13 protein-coding genes are annotated in these 14,876 nt (G+C 64.7%); 4 read left to right on the plus strand and 9 right to left on the minus strand.

Annotated features, from left to right (window positions below; genetic code table 11):
* Positions 1-188: 188 nt before the first annotated feature.
* The gene (locus Spa11_RS03465; protein ID WP_145107888.1) at positions 189-461 is read left to right on the plus strand and encodes a hypothetical protein; all 273 of its coding nucleotides are present in this window, start codon (positions 189-191) and stop codon (positions 459-461) included.
* A gap of 87 nt (positions 462-548) precedes the next feature.
* Here Spa11_RS03465 and Spa11_RS03470 read toward each other — a convergent pair whose 3' ends face one another.
* The 7 genes from Spa11_RS03470 to Spa11_RS03500 form a co-directional block, all read right to left on the minus strand.
* The gene (locus Spa11_RS03470) at positions 549-3,734 is read right to left on the minus strand and encodes a BamA/TamA family outer membrane protein (protein WP_197529708.1); all 3,186 of its coding nucleotides are present in this window, start codon (positions 3,732-3,734) and stop codon (positions 549-551) included.
* A gap of 388 nt (positions 3,735-4,122) precedes the next feature.
* Entirely contained in the window at positions 4,123-5,613 is a 1,491-nt protein-coding gene (gene dnaB, locus Spa11_RS03475; RefSeq protein WP_145107895.1) for a replicative DNA helicase, read from the minus strand.
* Between the two features lie 292 nt (positions 5,614-5,905).
* Complete coding sequence (rplI, locus tag Spa11_RS03480) at positions 5,906-6,436, minus strand: 50S ribosomal protein L9 (RefSeq protein WP_145107898.1); 531 nt, start codon at positions 6,434-6,436, stop codon at positions 5,906-5,908.
* An 86-nt stretch (positions 6,437-6,522) separates the two neighbouring features.
* Positions 6,523-7,014 carry a single-stranded DNA-binding protein gene (gene ssb / locus Spa11_RS03485; RefSeq protein WP_145107901.1) on the minus strand — a complete coding sequence of 164 codons (492 nt, stop codon included), beginning with the start codon at positions 7,012-7,014 and terminating at the stop codon, positions 6,523-6,525.
* Positions 7,015-7,072: 58 nt separating this feature from the next.
* Entirely contained in the window at positions 7,073-7,477 is a 405-nt protein-coding gene (gene rpsF, locus Spa11_RS03490) for a 30S ribosomal protein S6 (RefSeq protein ID WP_197529709.1), read from the minus strand.
* A gap of 83 nt (positions 7,478-7,560) precedes the next feature.
* The gene (gene pth / locus Spa11_RS03495) at positions 7,561-8,130 is read right to left on the minus strand and encodes an aminoacyl-tRNA hydrolase (protein WP_145107910.1); all 570 of its coding nucleotides are present in this window, start codon (positions 8,128-8,130) and stop codon (positions 7,561-7,563) included.
* Positions 8,131-8,196: 66 nt separating this feature from the next.
* The gene (locus Spa11_RS03500) at positions 8,197-8,826 is read right to left on the minus strand and encodes a 50S ribosomal protein L25 (protein WP_145107913.1); all 630 of its coding nucleotides are present in this window, start codon (positions 8,824-8,826) and stop codon (positions 8,197-8,199) included.
* A 615-nt stretch (positions 8,827-9,441) separates the two neighbouring features.
* On the opposite strand from Spa11_RS03500, the gene Spa11_RS03505 reads away from it, so the two are divergent.
* Positions 9,442-10,089, plus strand: a complete 648-nt coding sequence (locus tag Spa11_RS03505; RefSeq protein WP_145107920.1) for a PEP-CTERM sorting domain-containing protein — start codon at positions 9,442-9,444, stop codon at positions 10,087-10,089.
* A gap of 214 nt (positions 10,090-10,303) precedes the next feature.
* On the opposite strand, the gene Spa11_RS03510 is transcribed toward Spa11_RS03505, so the two are convergent.
* Both Spa11_RS03510 and Spa11_RS03515 read right to left on the minus strand, forming a co-directional pair.
* Positions 10,304-11,266, minus strand: coding sequence for a ribose-phosphate diphosphokinase (locus Spa11_RS03510; protein ID WP_145107923.1), 963 nt, complete (start codon positions 11,264-11,266; stop codon positions 10,304-10,306).
* Positions 11,267-11,347: 81 nt separating this feature from the next.
* Positions 11,348-12,082, minus strand: a complete 735-nt coding sequence (locus Spa11_RS03515) for a sugar phosphate nucleotidyltransferase (RefSeq protein WP_145107927.1) — start codon at positions 12,080-12,082, stop codon at positions 11,348-11,350.
* A gap of 505 nt (positions 12,083-12,587) precedes the next feature.
* Between Spa11_RS03515 and argB the strand changes: the two genes are divergently transcribed.
* Together argB and Spa11_RS03525 are read left to right on the plus strand one after the other, a co-directional pair.
* A complete protein-coding gene (argB, locus tag Spa11_RS03520; protein ID WP_145116897.1) occupies positions 12,588-13,457 on the plus strand; it encodes an acetylglutamate kinase in 870 nt (289 codons plus the stop codon).
* Positions 13,458-13,618: 161 nt separating this feature from the next.
* Positions 13,619-14,839, plus strand: coding sequence for an aspartate aminotransferase family protein (locus Spa11_RS03525; RefSeq protein ID WP_197529710.1), 1,221 nt, complete (start codon positions 13,619-13,621; stop codon positions 14,837-14,839).
* Positions 14,840-14,876 lie beyond the last annotated feature (37 nt).

Raw genomic sequence — 14,876 nt, forward strand, 5'->3', positions numbered from 1 at the left:
ATCAGGTGGCAGAATTGTCGGGCGGATTGGGCAATCTGCGATACGGCTGGCGAGAGTTTTTTCTAGCAGTCTCGGCCGCCTCCGGGACTACGCACAAGTCTCGCGGTTTACCCAGTCGAAACAACCCGTAGGGTCCATCGGTGGACCAACTGCTTCGTTAGAGGCTCCTTTGATCTGAGGCTTGTGCGATGCGTTCTTTGCTAGCTTGTTACGGTGTCCGCTTGCTGGGCGGTTTCGCATTGTTCGCGTCCGCCGAGATTGGCATCGCCGCCGCGCCCTGCGCTACGTCGCCCTACGCCGCCTACTACCAAGCGCCGTACGCGGGGCCCATGAACCATGCCCACACCGCTGCGCAGTTTCAATGGGGCTGGTTTGGCGCCGAGCAGGTCTATCCGCAAGTCGGCTGGCACCGTGACTACAACGGCGACCTGATGCGCTGGTCGACCAAGCGGCGGTATTGAAAAGGGACGACGGGTAAGAGACGAGGGTCGAGGGATTTCTTGCTGCCAGCCGTATCGGCTTTGCGGCGCTAACGTCACCCCCTCGTGTCAGCGCTGGAATCCGATATTAAACGTGAATACACGTTTGTCGTCGAAGTCCGGCCCCGCTACCGGCCAAGCAAAGTCCAACGCGATTGGCGCCGGACCCATCGCAGGCACCAAGATCCGTAGCCCCACGCCCGGCGCTACACGGTAGTCGTCGAGCGAAGCGGAAGGAGTAACCGTGCCGTGATCCACAAACGCCACGCCGTGGATCATGTCGTCCGCCGAAAGCGGGAACATGTATTCGGCCGTGTTGAGGAACATCCAGTCGCCGCCCACCTCGAAGCCATTGATAACCGGTGACGCGCCGCGGAAATCGTAGCCGCGCATTGTTGAGAAGCCACCCGCATAGAACCGGTCGTACACAGGCGTGTCCGATCCCGTGATGCCCAGCCGAGACTGGAAAGTCAGCACGTGGCGGCCGGTGTGGTCGGGGCGCTCTTTAAGCAGGTAGTAGGTACGGGCGTCGAGTTCGGCGCGCGGGTAGCTGAACGATCCGATCACCTGTTCGACGCTCGCCGAGAGGTAGTAGCCTTCCGTCGCGAGGAACGGATTGTCTCGCTTGTCGTTCACCAACCGCAAGCCGAAGCCATGCAGCGAGTTGTCGCCGAGCACCTCGGCGTAGTCGGGGAGCGTTGGATCGGACGGGTTGAAGATCTTCACGTTCTCGCCGCGGTACGTGACCATCCCCGACAGGTCGCGATCGACCCACTGATAACCCCAGCCAATGCGTCCGCCGAGGCGTTCTTCGTCCCAGTCGTCGTAGCGGCGTTCGTAGTACGAGCCGCTCAGGTTGAGGCTGATCGGTGTGTCGAGGAAGTAGGGCTCTTGCCAGCTGGCGAGATATCGCTGCACCTGGGTGCCCGGCGCCGCTTCGAGTCGGAAGTGCTGACCTCCGCCGCGGAAGGCGTTGCCGTCGTAGACATCTTGCATGCTCCTTGGCACGGCGCGCCAGTCGAAGTTCTGCTCGTCGAGTGAAATCTGACCGACGACACCCGCGTCGGAGTTCACCGCAACGCCGACCATGAACCGGCCTGTTTGCGTCTCTTCAAGGTTGATCACCAGGTCGGCGAACGGATCGTTCGGCGGCGGCACCGGTGTCGTTAGATTGGTCCCCAGCGGAAAGAGCTGCGTGTTGACGGGCGATCCCGCTTGATAAGCGTCGGCGCCGACCGAGTTGTAGGTGGGCGGCGCGGGTTGTCCGTAGGTGGGCGGCGCAATCGTCTCGGCAGGATAGCCTGTTGAAGACGGAGTCGTTGTCGCGGGGTAGCCCGGCGCTGGCGGCTGGGCGGGATACCCCTGAGGGGGCGGCAGCGTGTTGGTTGTTGCAGGATACGCCGTCGGCGGCGCTGGGTATCCCTCGGCATACTGCGTTGGCGCTATGGGCGCCGCGCTGGGGTCCGTCGCGCCGACGGTTGTGCCGCCGTAGTTCGGGTAAGGGTTGTAGTGCGCGTCGGGCGCCGTCGAGGCGCCGAAGACATTGCCCGCTGGTTGGCCCTGATCGGCATAGGGCGTGCCGCTGCGCGATAAGGCCTCTTCGGGTGTATTGGCTACCGATTGCTGCATCTGGTAGACCGAAGTCGCTCCCGTCGTGGCCGGGTAGCCCGCAGCGGGTCCTTGGCCGCGGTAGACCTCGGCCTCGATCGCAATCGATTGCCTCGGCGCCGGCTCTTTGGCGACAGCGTAACTTTCGCTCGTCGGCGCCGGCTTGACGATTTGATAAACCGATGGCGTTGGCGGCATGTAGGAGGTCCAAGGCGTGGCGCTAGGGCTCGCCGGGTTTTGACCGCGGAACACCCCTTGGCGATCGGCCTCCTCCGCCTTTTCTTCGGCAGCGAGCCGTTCTCTGGTCTCGGGAGAAACCTCCGGCGTGATGGTTGGCACCGACCCCATCTGCGGGTTGCGGTTGAACACGCCCGCCGCTCCCAGGCGCCGCTCGGCGTCACGTAGCTTGCGAGTGTCGAGTATGTCACCCGGTCGCAAGCCCACACGATTGATTGCTACGGGCAGTCGGGTGTGGGAGTCCTCGCCCCGGATGTTCACCAGGATGCGGCCCACGCGCCACTGCTCGCCTTCTTCGACGTTATAGACCAGGTCGATCTTGCCCGGCTCTTCCAGAAAAAGCATCTCGGCCCGGATGTCGGCGTAGATGTATCCGCGGCTTCCATAGAGGTCGCGTAGCCATTGCACGTCTTGTTGCTGAACGCCACGCTCAAAGGGGCTGCCGTCAGTGAGTTTCAGCCCCGAGCGGATCGATGACGTGTCAAACAACTCGACGCCGTTAATCGTCACGTTGCGGATCGAGTACCGCGGACCCTCGCTGATCGCAAAATGAACGGTCGCCCACTCACCGCCCTCGCCCAACTCGACGGTCCGTCCGACCTTCGCACGGAAGAAGCCGAACGAACGGTAATAGTCGGTGAGCTTGTCAACGTCTGATTCAAGCGCATCGCGTTTCAGTTTGCTCCCCATCGGCCAAGCGATGCCGGGCTTTGAAGCGATCTTCGTCTTGAGTTGCCCGTCGGAGGCGAATTCGTTTCCCTCGAAGACGACGGTCCAGATCCGTTCCTGCGGGCCCTCGTTGATACTGTAGGTGACGCCCTGGTCTTTCGAGTCGGCGCCCTCGACGACTTCGACGTGGACACGATTGAAGCCGTTCTCACGGTAGAGCGAGGCGATCTTCTGCTTCCCCTCTTCGACAGCGTAGGGATCGACCGCGCCGCCAACCGTCAGTCCTGTCGCCTCGGCGAGCTTCTTCTCTTTGATCGATTCATTGCCGAGGTACTCGACGTAGCGGAGTGTCCGCCGCTCGACCACCTCGAGGATGATCACGCGACCCGTTTCGGTCGACTTGTGCAATGGGCGGACGGTGACGAAGTACGGAAGTGAGGCCAGCTTTTTGATGTCGCCTGCGAGAGCGCGGGGGTCGAAGGGCCGACCCACACGGGTTTGCATCTGATTGAGGATCCGCGACGCCGGGACCGTTTGGTTGCCGCGGACCTGGATGTCGGCGACCAATTCGTCGGTGGCGAACTCGCTGAGACCGCTTGTCGCTCTGCGACCATTGTCGCCCGGCATCGGTTGCCGCGCTGCCGGCGATGCATCGTTGAACGGATCGCCGATGCCTTGTGCGGCGGCCGGCGCAACCGCGACCAGTAGCGCGACGATCGCGAAAACCCGAGACCTAACCAAGCGACTCGCGCAGGGGCGAGCGACGAATGGCCGGTTCACGGGGCTTCGTTGGGCTTGCGGCATCGAGGGCGTGTCGGGGTCGATTGAGCGCTGATATTCCTACCGAGGCGAAGGCGCAAGCCGTCGCAGGCCCTCCAGCGGGAAGGAGGCCGCGTAGAACTAGAAAAAGCGCAACCTCACCACAAGACCGATGGCGGCTCCTGAGCCAATCGGGGCAAAGTTTTGCCCCCGGGCACGCCGATACGGCGGCGCCGCTAGCCCGCACTGCTAGCAAGAAGAGAAGCGAACCACAAAGGAACGACGGAACAAAGGGAAACGGACCTTCAAAAAACACTCCGTTTCCCTTTGTTCCTTTGAGGTTCAAATCTGGAGAACCCGGCGACGCTAGCTAACCGAACGAGTTGTCCCCGCCGCCGTAGCCGCCGGCGAACTCGTCGTACTGCTGCGGCGCCCGGTTGGTGAACCGGGTGAAGTCGTGCAGCCACGTGAGCTTCACGTCACCTACCGGGCCGGCGCGTTGCTTGCGGATGATCAGCTCCGCCTCGCCGCGGAGGCGTTCGCGGTCCTCTTCGTTCGTCGCGTAGTACTCTTCACGGTGGATGAACATCACCACGTCCGCGTCTTGCTCGATCGCGCCCGACTCACGCAGGTTCGATAGCTGCGGCTTGTTGTCCCGGGAGGCCTCGGTCTGGCGGTTGAGCTGCGCTAGGCACAGCACCGGCACATCGAGCTCACGCGCCAGGCCCTTGAGCCGCCGGGCGATCTTCGCCACCTGTTCCTGCCGTGGGTCGCGCGAGTTGTCGGGGTCGATCAGCTGCAAGTAGTCGATGACAATCAGCCCGAGCCCTTCTTTCCGCTTCAGCCGCCGCGCCGCCGCTGAGATTTCCGTCATCGTCCGGCTCGGCGAGTCGTCGATGTAGAGCGGCGCCGTGCTGATCTCCGCCGCGGTGCGGATCAGCTTCTGACTCTCCTCGACCTTGATCTGGCCGGTGCGTACGCGGTGCCCGCTCACATGCGCGCGAGAGCAGAGCAGTCGGTCGCCCAGCTCGAGCGCCGCCATTTCGAGGCTGACAAACAGCGTCGGGTGCTGGCAGTTGATCGCGACGTGCTCGACGATGTTCATCGCGAGCGCCGTTTTGCCCATGGAAGGACGCGCCGCGAGGATCACTAGCTGCGAGCCGTGCAGGCCGCCGGTCATCTCGTCGAAGTCATCGAACCCCGTCTCGATGCCGCCGAAGGCGTGCTCGTTCTTCATCCGCGCGTCGATCCGTGCGATCGACTCGGTCAGCACATCGCGGATCGTCGTGACCTGCCCGTGCCCCTTTGTTTCGAGGATGCCGAAGACGCGTTCCTCCGCGCGGCTCAGCAGCTGCCGCGGCTCCATCGTCGGGTCGTAGGCGTCGCGGAGGATGTCCGTCGAAGCCTCGATGAGGCCGCGGAGCGTCGCCTTCTCACGGACAATCTGCGCGTAGTACTCGGCGTGAGCCGCCGTTGCCACGGCGCCGCTCAGTTCGGCTAGGTACGCGTTGCCGCCGATCGCCTCGAACTCGCCCTTGTCGCGCAGCCGCTGGATCAGCAGCATCACGTCGATCGCCGCGCCCTCGTCGTGCATCGCCGCCATATGGCGGTAGATGCGGCGGTTGGCGTCGTCGAGAAAATCATCCGCGCCCAGGATCAGGGCGACGTCGTCGGCGACCTCCGGCAATAACAGCAAACTGCACAGCACGGCCCGCTCGGCCTCGAGGCTCTGCGGCAGCTGCCGTTCGAGGAGGCTCTCGGCCTTAATCGGCGGCGGGGCGTGTCCGTCACGCCCATCTCGCCGGAAGCGTTTCCCCTCGCCGCTGGTCTCGTTACGGTCGCGCGAATCGCCGATCGACATAAGAGTCCGCTCCTTCGAACCAAGGCGAGCCGGGAGCGTCAGCGCCCGGAGTGCAGTAGAGATCGTCTAACGATCGGATCGATGCCGCCGAGGGCCATCGCTTGCGATCCAATGACCAAGCCCCAATGTCCAATGATGGCGGAGCGGCAGCTCCCTATTGGTCATTGGGGCTTCGTCGTTGGTCATTCCGCATGACGCTATCCTAAATCAGTCTCCATCAAAGAGCGAGGCAGCCGTCCCATCGGAACGGCTGCCTCGTGTATCTAACTGCTAGCAGCAGCTGAGGTTAGCTTCAATCGCCAACGGCGGGGACGACCCAGACCTTGAGCTCGCCCTCGACCTCGCTGGAGAAGCGGATCTTGACGGTGTAGAGGCCCAGCTCCTTGAGCACGCCCTCGAGCTTGATCTGCTCGGCGGCCATCGTGATGCCCTGCTTCTTCAGGGCGGCGATGATCTCCACCGCGCCGACGCTTCCGTAGAGGTGACCCTCTTCGGTGGCCTTGGCCTCGATCGTGACGCTCTGCTTGGTGATCTCGGCGGCCTGCTTACGTAGTTCGGCCTGCCGTTCACGCTCGATCTCGGCGAGCTTCGCCTTGTGCTTATCGACCATCCGCTTGTGGTGGTCGTTGGCGATCGTGGCGAGCCCCTCAGGGATGAGGTAGTTCAGGGCGTAGCCCGACTTGACCTCGACGACTTCGCCTTGCTTGCCGAGGTGCTCGACCGATTGGATCAAGAGCAGCTGCACGCCGCCGCTAGGGCCGAGCGGCAGGCGCTTGGCGCGGGTCGGGGTGCGCTTGAGTTTCTTCTGCTTGGTAGTGGCCATGGCTGCTTAAGTGGGCAGTGGGCAGTAGGCAGTGGGCAGGAAGCCGTGAGCAAAAAACCGCCCACTGCCGACTGCCGACTACCCACTCAAAATGGAATATCGTCTTCGGGCGGGGCTGCGGGCGCCGACGAGTAGTTGTCGTACCCGCCGCCGCCGTAGCCGCCGTCATCGCCGCTGTCATAACTATCTTGCTGGCGAGCGGGGGCCCTCGAGCCGGTACTGCGCGAGCCGCCTCCACCGCCGCCACCCTCGCCGCGTCCGCCGAGCATCTGCATCTTCTCGGCCACGACCCGTAGCTTCGACCGCTTCTGGCCGTCCTTCTCCCAGGTGTCGAGCTTCAGCCGACCCTCGATCAGGATACTGGAGCCTTTATTGAGATACTGATTCGCGACCTCGGCGGTGCGGCCCCACAGGGTCACATCGACGAAAGTTGTTTCATCGACCCACTGGTCACCCCGCTTGACGCGATCGTTGACCGCCAGGCCGATCTCGGCCACAGCGGTCCCGCTGGGGATGTACCGTAGTTCGATGTCGCGCGTCAGGTTGCCGACAAGGACGACTCGGTTGTAGCTGGCCATGGAGGTTCGCCACGGGGCTAAAGACGCGGTGAGCAAAAAACGTTCAGCGGACTCGGGTTCAATCCCCGTCGCCCGAACCGGCGAACTCGGCGACCGGGGCGGCTTCGCCCTCGCCCGCGGGTCCGTGGACCGGCGCCGAGGCGGCGTGCTCGAGGATCGGCTCGACCAGACGCGGATGAATCTTCAGCACCATGTGCCGCAAGACGCCGCTCTTGAGCTCGCAGGCGCGGTTGAGACCGGTGATCTTGTCTCCCTCGGTGCGGAAGTAGATCAGCCAATAGGCGCCCTTGCGCTGACCCTTGATCGGGTAAGCGAGGCGGCGCTCCTCCCAGAGGCGGCTGACGACGACCTCGCCCCCTTCGGAGGTGATCATCTCTTCTACCGCCTTGGGCAACGCGTCGTGATCCCGAGCGAACTTGTTCGCGTCGAAGATGAACAGGCCTTCGTAAACGTTCTGTGCCAAGGGAGTCGCCCTCGTTGGCGGCGCCGCGGCGCCGCGTGATGGTTGAAGTATCGCTGAGCTTTATCTCGTGTCGGCGGCTTGTCTCACGACCCGACGCCGTTGAACTTGTTCATCGCTTCGAGGACGCCCGCTTTCGCCCAGCAGGCGACCGCGGCGGCCGCGTCGGCGATCGCCACATCGACCAATTCACGCTCCTTCGGAGCAAACCGGCCGAGCACGAAGTCCGACGCGCTGCGTCCGCTGGGGACCGGGCCGACCCCAATCCGCAGGCGGTGGTAGTCTTCGGTCCCCAGCTGCCGGGCCACGTCCTTCAGCCCGTTTTGTCCGCCCGAAGAGCCTTTCGCCCGGACCCGCAACCGCCCTGTCTCCAGGGCGAAGTCGTCGCAGACCACCAGCAGCTCTTCTAACGGCGTCTTGTAGAACCCAACGGCTTGGCGGACCGCCTTGCCGCTGAGGTTCATAAAGGTTTGCGGCCAAACAAGCAGCGTTCGCTGCCCTTCGACCATCGCCTCGGCGACGTAGCTGTCGAACTTCGACTTGGGCGTCTCGGCAGACCACTGATCCGCCAGGAGCCGCAAAGCATCGAAGCCGACGTTGTGCCGCGTCGCCTCGTACTGTTTGCCCGGGTTGCCGAGGCCTACGACGATCTTCATCGGCCCGTCCCCCAAAGCATCTCCCCCTCCAGTGGCCAAGGGCCAACGGCGAGGGGCGTTTCGCATTTATTCGTCGGCGCCTTCCTGCTCGCCGCCCTTCTGGATCACTTCCGGAGCGGCAGCGGCCGCCGCCGCCTCGTCTTCCTTCGACGCGCCCGCCGGCGGCACGCAGTGGACCAGCACCGTGTCGGCTTCGGTCAGCAGCTTGGCGCCCTCGGGGAGGTCGGTGATGTCGCTTGCCGAGAGGCTGCCACCCATGTGCAGTTTGGTGACGTCCAAGTGCAGCACCTCCGGGATGCTCGCCGGGGCGGCCTCGATCTCGACGTGGTCGAAGACGACCGTGACAACGCCACCCTCATTCAGGCCAGCGGCCTCGCCCTTGGTCTCGATCGGCACGGTCACGTGGACGCGCTCACCGGCATCGACCCGCAGCAGGTCAACGTGCAGCAGGTCACGGTGAAACGTATCCCATTGCAGAGCCTGGATGATCGCCTGACCCGAGGCGTCGCCGCTCAGGTTGACGACCTTCGCCTTGTGGGCGAGCGACTTGCGAAGCTCGGTGAATTGCAGCGACAGGCTGACCGGGGCTTCCTTGTGGCCGTACAGGACGGCGGGGATGAGCCCCTCGGCCCGCAGACGCATGCTGGCGCGCGAGCCAATCTTCTCCCGCTTGGCGGCGGTGAGCGTATCCGACATCAAAAACTCCTCGGAACGGCGGACCCACAATCCCTTTCAACAAAGGAACCAATGCGGCTCAGCCCGGACGGGGTAAGGTGCTGCTCTCACCGCGGCAGGCCCTTCTGGGAGCCGCCGGACCGGCGAGAATCGCGGAGTATCGCAGATTTCCACTGAAGATCAAGGCCTGCAAACCGGCGGTTTCCCCCGCTTGCTGGCAGGAGGGGCGATCTTTGGCGAGCCGGGGACGTCAGTCCTCGGTGGGGAGTGGGTACGCGCCGTCCACCGAGGACTGACGTCCCCGGCTCGCCCCCCCCCCAGCGGCGGCACCCATTTTTTGTACGTCGCGGGGTTGCCGCCTCTCACCGCCCGCCTAAAGAACAACAAGCCCGTCCTTGAAGATTAGCCAATCGCCTTCAACCGACTGCTAATGACCCGTCGAGCCGGTAACGTGCGATTCCGCTCCTGAGAGTCGCTCGGCCATTTCTTTTGGCCGTCTCCGGTGTTTGCGACTTCCGTCTCCGCATCCCGACCTCTGGGAGCGGCCTCGCTGCTCTACCCCTGCGGTGAAAATCCGCTCCTGCGCGACCGTTAAATCACTGACCTCGCCCCGTTTCACCTTTGAGGAGATTCCCCATGAAGCGTCTTACGACCGCTCTGGTGGCCGCCCTGGCTGTTCCAACGCTCGCCTTCGCTCAAGCCGACGTGCAGAGCGGCTTCACCAGCGTCGCCCTCGACACGGCGACGCTCAGCGCTGCCGCCGGCCTCGACCTTTCCAGCGTCTCGCCTGGAATCGGCGCCGGAACGCTGCCGGGCTCGGTGGCTTTCCCAATCAACGCCCGCGACGCCGCGACGCTGCCGACGACCTTCACGTACACGCCCAACGACTTCCCGACGGGTCCCTTCAGCGGATCGATCGAGCACACCGGCTCGGTGTTCTTCAACGCCGACGCCGTTGAGGTTGGTAACTTCACGATCGGCTTCGACGCCGCCCGTGCGGTCGGCGCCGCTAGCGGCTTCTACGTCGAGAGCACAACAGGCGTCGCCGCGATCCTGTTCGACACATCCGTCGTCGCCCTCGACTCGGCGAGCGAATCGCAACTGGACCTAACGGTCGACCTGCTCGTCTCGCCAGAGTTCGCGTCGTTCCTGGGAGACACGGCCCTGACCGGCGCCGACGTCGGCGACGCCCGCATCCTGGCCGCCATCCCCGAACCGACAAGCCTCTCGCTGCTAGGCGTCCTCGGCGGCGTCGCGTGCCTTGCCCGCCGCATTCGCAGCTAACCGTAGAGACTATTCACCGTCGCAGGCGGCGTTCCACTCAGTTCCCGTGGAGCGCCGCCGCGTTGGGTGAACGCGTCGCGCGCAGGCACAACGAAGTTGAGATAACCACGACGGACACAAAGAGCACGACGGCCGACATTGGGACGGACCATGCCACTCTAATACGGTGCCTTCGTGTCCTTCGTGGTTAAAATTAACTAGGCGCGCCTTAGCGTTAGCGGAACAACTTACTCACCGACTCATTGCGGTGAATCCGCTTGATCGCCTCGCCCAGTGTCGGGCCGACGTCCAACACGTGCGTTTGCGGCAGTCGCTGGGCTTCGGTCAGCGGGATCGAGTTGGTGCAGACCAGACTCGCCAGGTTCGCCTCCCGTAGCCGCTCCATCGCCGGGCCGCAGAGGACGGCGTGCGTCGCGCCGACGTGGATCGCCTTGACGCCATGATCGTGCAGCACTTTGGCGGCGCCGCTGATCGAGCCGGCCGTGCTGATCATATCGTCGAACATCAGGGCCGTGCGGCCCTCGATCGGCCCGCCGAGGATGTTGGCCTGGACGGTCGTCGTCGGCCCGGTGCGGCGCTTGTCGATGATCGCCACCGGAGCCCCGCCCGAGCGGTCGGCGCCGAGGCGTTTGGCGTGCCCCAGGGCGCGCTTGATGCTCCCCTCGTCGGGGCTCACCACGACGATGTCCTCGTCGGCCGGCAGGGTGTTGCGGAAGTAGTCCGTCAGCACGGGCGCCGCGTAAAGGTGGTCCACCGGCACATCGAAGAAGCCCTGGATCTGCGCGGCGTGCAGGTCCATCGTCAGCACCCGGTTGGCGCCCGCGCGGACGATGCAGTTGGCGACGAGCTTCGCCGTGATCGGCACCCGGCCTTCGTCCTTGCGGTCCTGTCGGGCGTAGCCGAAGTAGGGGATGACCGCCGTGATCCGTTCGGCGCTGGCCCGCAGACAGCTGTCGATCATCACCAGCAGTTCGACGAGGTTGTCGTTGACCGGCGGGCAGGTCGGCTGGATCAAGAAGACGTCGCGGCCGCGGACGTCCTCGTCGATCTTGCAGCTGATCTCGCCGTCCGGGAAACGCCCCAGCGAAATCCGCCCCAGCGGCACGCCGAGGTAGTCGGCGATGGATTGGCTGAGCCGAGGATTGGCGCCGCCGCTGAAGAGCTTGAGGTCGTGCATCGAGGGGGAGTTGTGAGTCTTGAGTCGCGAGTTGTGAGTGTTGGGGCTCAGGCCGATTCCTCAAGCCTGTCACCTCAAGCCTCAATCCTTGTTCATCTTCTTCATTTCCGCTTCCACCACCGCCAAGTCCGCCAGCGTGTTCACGCTCAGCGCCTCGCACGGCTGCAGCGCCGCCAAAGCCCGCACGTCCTTGCCAGCGCCGAGCAGAATGCCCGGGCAGTCGGTGACGTAGTACTCGCCCTGGGCGTTGTTGGTCGTGAGTCGGTCGAGCGACGCGCTCAGGTCCGGGGCGTTGAACACGTACGTGCTCATGTTCACCTCGGTGACCTTCAATTGCTCGGGCGTGCAATCCTTGTGTTCGACGATCCCCACGAACTTGCCATCGCTGTCGCGGACGATGCGGCCTAATCCGGTCGGGTCGTCGCGGTGGGCGGTGCCGAGCAGGCAGGCCGGCTGCGTCGTGGCGAATTCGTCCAGCAGAGACCGCACGCTCGAAACCTGGAGCATCGGCGAGTCACCCGTCACGATAATCACCGGACCCGTGCGGCCCATCAGGTAATCGCGGCACATCATCACGGCGTGCCCCGTGCCGAGCTGCTCGGTCTGGAGGGCGAAATCAACCCCCGGTTCGCCGGCGAGCTCCTGCTGCACCAGCTCGGCCTTGTAGCCAACGACCACAACGATCTTCTGCACGCCCGCTTCGCGGAGGGCGTCCACGACATAGCGGACCATCGGCCGCCCGGCGACGGGCACCAGCACCTTGGGCAGCTCGGACTCCATCCGCGTCCCCTTGCCGGCCGCCAGAACGATGGCCATCGGGGCGTCGGGCGGAGGTCCCTCGGTTAGCGGAGCCGGGTCAGGCAACGGTGCAGAGGCGGGCGACGGGGCGAGGGACATGCGAGCGATTCGGGGCTGTCTGGCGATCGGACCGCCGCCGCAGAGCAGCGACGACCGCTCAATCATCGCCGAAGCGTCCGTCAGGTTCCAGGACCGCCGGCCGCGCAGCCGGCTCTCGACATTGGGATGAGGATGGCAGGGTCTGAGGATCTGAGGGCCCGCGCAAGCGTTCCTCGGTCCTCCCTCAGCCCCTCAGATCCTTAGCCCCTAACCCCTCCCCTGCCGCCAACCTGGACCCGACGCCAGAACCCGCGTAAATTGCGGGATTCGGCGAACCGCGACCCTTGGTCCCTCGTACCCGCACCTCCAACAGCCCGTGCCCTAATGGATTGGGGTTCGCTCCCCCTTTGCCCCGCTGCCCGAAGCCGTGCCCGATACCGTCCCTAAGAAAGCGATCCAGAAAGCCGACGTCCTCATCGAGGCGATGGGGTGGATCCGCCGGTTCCGTGACAGCGTCACCGTCATCAAGCTCGGCGGCAGCCTGCTCGACGACGCCGAGGCCTTGCGCCACCTGCTGATTGACATCGTCTTCATGGAGACCGTCGGCATGCGGCCCGTCGTCGTCCACGGCGGCGGCAAGGCCGTGAACCAGGCGATGGCCGCCGCCGGTCTCGAGCCCCGCTGGGTTCAGGGACGCCGCTACACCGACGACGCCACTCTCGGCATCGTCGAGAAGGTCCTCGGCGGCGAGCTCAACGAGTACATCGCCGGCAAGATCGAAGAGTACGGTGGCCGTGCCATGCCGCTGAACACGACCGGCGAGACCAACAACAACGTCCTCTACGGCGAGCGGATCACGCTGGACGGGGAGAACGGAGAGCAGCTCGACCTTGGTCACGTCGGCCACGTCACCCGCGTCGATCGCGACGCGATCGAGAACCTCTGCTTCGCCGGCCAGGTTCCAGTGATCCCCTGCCTTTGTGAGTCCGAGGAGGTCGTGGACGGCAAGCGACAGCTCTTCAACGTCAACGCCGACACCGCCGCAATGGCCGTCGCCGAAGCCCTCGGCGCTGAGAAGCTCGTCTTCCTCAGCGACGTCAACGGGGTGCTGCTCGACAAGGACGACCCGGGTAGCCGCATCGGCACGCTGTCGCCGTCGAAGTCCAAGGAACTGATCGCCAGCGGCGTCATCGCCGGCGGCATGATCCCCAAGGTCGAAGCCTGCCTCCAGACGCTCCAGAACGGCGTCGGCAAGGTCCACATCGTCGACGGCAAGCTCCGCCACTCCCTACTGCTAGAGATCTACACCAACCACGGCGTCGGCACCCAGATTGTGAATGAACCCGCAGCGTAGGGCCGGTGTCTCTCGGCTTTCCGCTACCTTCGCCAAGTGACCAATGACCAAGCCCCAATGACCAATTGATTCAGACATAGCCCCACTCTCATTGGTCATTGGGGCTTGGTCATTGGTCATTAAATACCTTTGCGTCCTCCGCGCACTCCGCGGTAAATCCCATGTCGGCAACCGCAGAATCCACCATGTCGCCCGCCACGGCGGACCTCTACAAGAACTACGTCGTCCCCAACTACGGCCGCTACCCGGTCTGTTTGGTGCGCGGCGAGGGGTCGTGGGTCTGGGACGACCAGGGACGCAAGTACCTCGACTTCTTTCCGGGGTGGGGCTGCAACCTGCTGGGCCACTGCCCGCCGGCCGTCGTCGAAGCCGTGCAGGAGCAGGTCGCCACGCTGATCCATGTCCCTAACAGCTGGCACACCGAGGCCCAGGGTCTCTGGGCCAAGATGCTCAGCGAGCGTTCGTTCGGCGGTAAGGCGTTCTTCTGTAACTCGGGCGCCGAGGCCAACGAGGCCGCCATCAAGCTCGTGCGGCTTCACACACCCGAGGATCGCTACAAGATCATCACGTTCACCGGCGGCTTCCACGGCCGCACGATGGGCGCCGTCAGCGCCACGGCCCAGCCCAAGTATCACCAGGGCCTGGGGCCGATGGTGGCCGGCTTCGAGTACGCCCCCTTCGGCGACCTCGAGGCGGTCCGCGAACTCGTCGATGACGAGACCGCCGGCATCATGATCGAGCCCATCCAGGGCGAGGGCGGCGTCCGTATGCCCCCCGCGGGATTCCTCCGAGGCCTCCGTGACATCTGCGACGAGAACGGCCTGCTGCTGGTCTTCGACGAGGTCCAAGCCGGCTGCGGCCGCACGGGCGATTGGTTCGCGTACCAGACTCCGTCTCTGAGTGAGGGCGGCGTCACGCCCGACGTGATGACGCTCGCCAAGAGCCTTTGCGGTGGCGTCGCCGGCGGCGCGATGTTGACGACCCCCGAGATCGCCCCCAGCCTCCGCCCCGGCATGCACGCCGCCACCTTCGGCGGCAACCCACTCGCCGCCCGCGCCGGCATCGCCACGCTCGAGACGATCGAACGCGAAGGCCTGCTCGAGCGCTGCAAGCAGATCGGCGAGCGCTTCAAGGCGAAGCTATCGCCGCTTGTCGATGAGCTGCCGCACGTGAAGGAAGTCCGCGGCGTCGGCGTGATGATCGGCATCGAGCTGCTCGTCGAGGGCGCGCCGGTCGTCGCCGAGTGCATGAAGCGCGGCCTCTTGATCAACTGCACGCAGGGAACGGTCGTCCGTCTGCTCCCCGCGATGAACCTCAGCGACGCCGAGTGCGACGAGGGCTGCGAAATCCTCATCGACGCGCTCCGCGGCGTAGCGAGCTGATCGTAGCGCCGCGCGTCGATACTAAGCGACTACTCCC

The sequence above is a fragment of the Botrimarina mediterranea genome, assembly GCF_007753265.1.
Lineage (GTDB): Bacteria > Planctomycetota > Planctomycetia > Pirellulales > Lacipirellulaceae > Botrimarina > Botrimarina mediterranea.

Excerpts from the sequence above, each read along its gene's own strand:
- ssb (WP_145107901.1), bottom strand. The coding sequence starts at position 7,014 with ATGGCCAGCTACAACCGAGTCGTCCTTGTCGGCAACCTGACGCGCGAC.
- argB (WP_145116897.1), top strand. The coding sequence starts at position 12,588 with ATGGGGTGGATCCGCCGGTTCCGTGACAGCGTCACCGTCATCAAGCTC.
- Spa11_RS03500 (WP_145107913.1), bottom strand. The coding sequence starts at position 8,826 with ATGTCGGATACGCTCACCGCCGCCAAGCGGGAGAAGATTGGCTCGCGC.
- Spa11_RS03505 (WP_145107920.1), top strand. The coding sequence starts at position 9,442 with ATGAAGCGTCTTACGACCGCTCTGGTGGCCGCCCTGGCTGTTCCAACG.
- rplI (WP_145107898.1), bottom strand. The coding sequence starts at position 6,436 with ATGGCCACTACCAAGCAGAAGAAACTCAAGCGCACCCCGACCCGCGCC.
- pth (WP_145107910.1), bottom strand. The coding sequence starts at position 8,130 with ATGAAGATCGTCGTAGGCCTCGGCAACCCGGGCAAACAGTACGAGGCG.
- dnaB (WP_145107895.1), bottom strand. The coding sequence starts at position 5,613 with ATGTCGATCGGCGATTCGCGCGACCGTAACGAGACCAGCGGCGAGGGG.
- Spa11_RS03525 (WP_197529710.1), top strand. The coding sequence starts at position 13,619 with ATGTCGGCAACCGCAGAATCCACCATGTCGCCCGCCACGGCGGACCTC.
- Spa11_RS03510 (WP_145107923.1), bottom strand. The coding sequence starts at position 11,266 with ATGCACGACCTCAAGCTCTTCAGCGGCGGCGCCAATCCTCGGCTCAGC.
- Spa11_RS03465 (WP_145107888.1), top strand. The coding sequence starts at position 189 with ATGCGTTCTTTGCTAGCTTGTTACGGTGTCCGCTTGCTGGGCGGTTTC.
- Spa11_RS03515 (WP_145107927.1), bottom strand. The coding sequence starts at position 12,082 with ATGGCCATCGTTCTGGCGGCCGGCAAGGGGACGCGGATGGAGTCCGAG.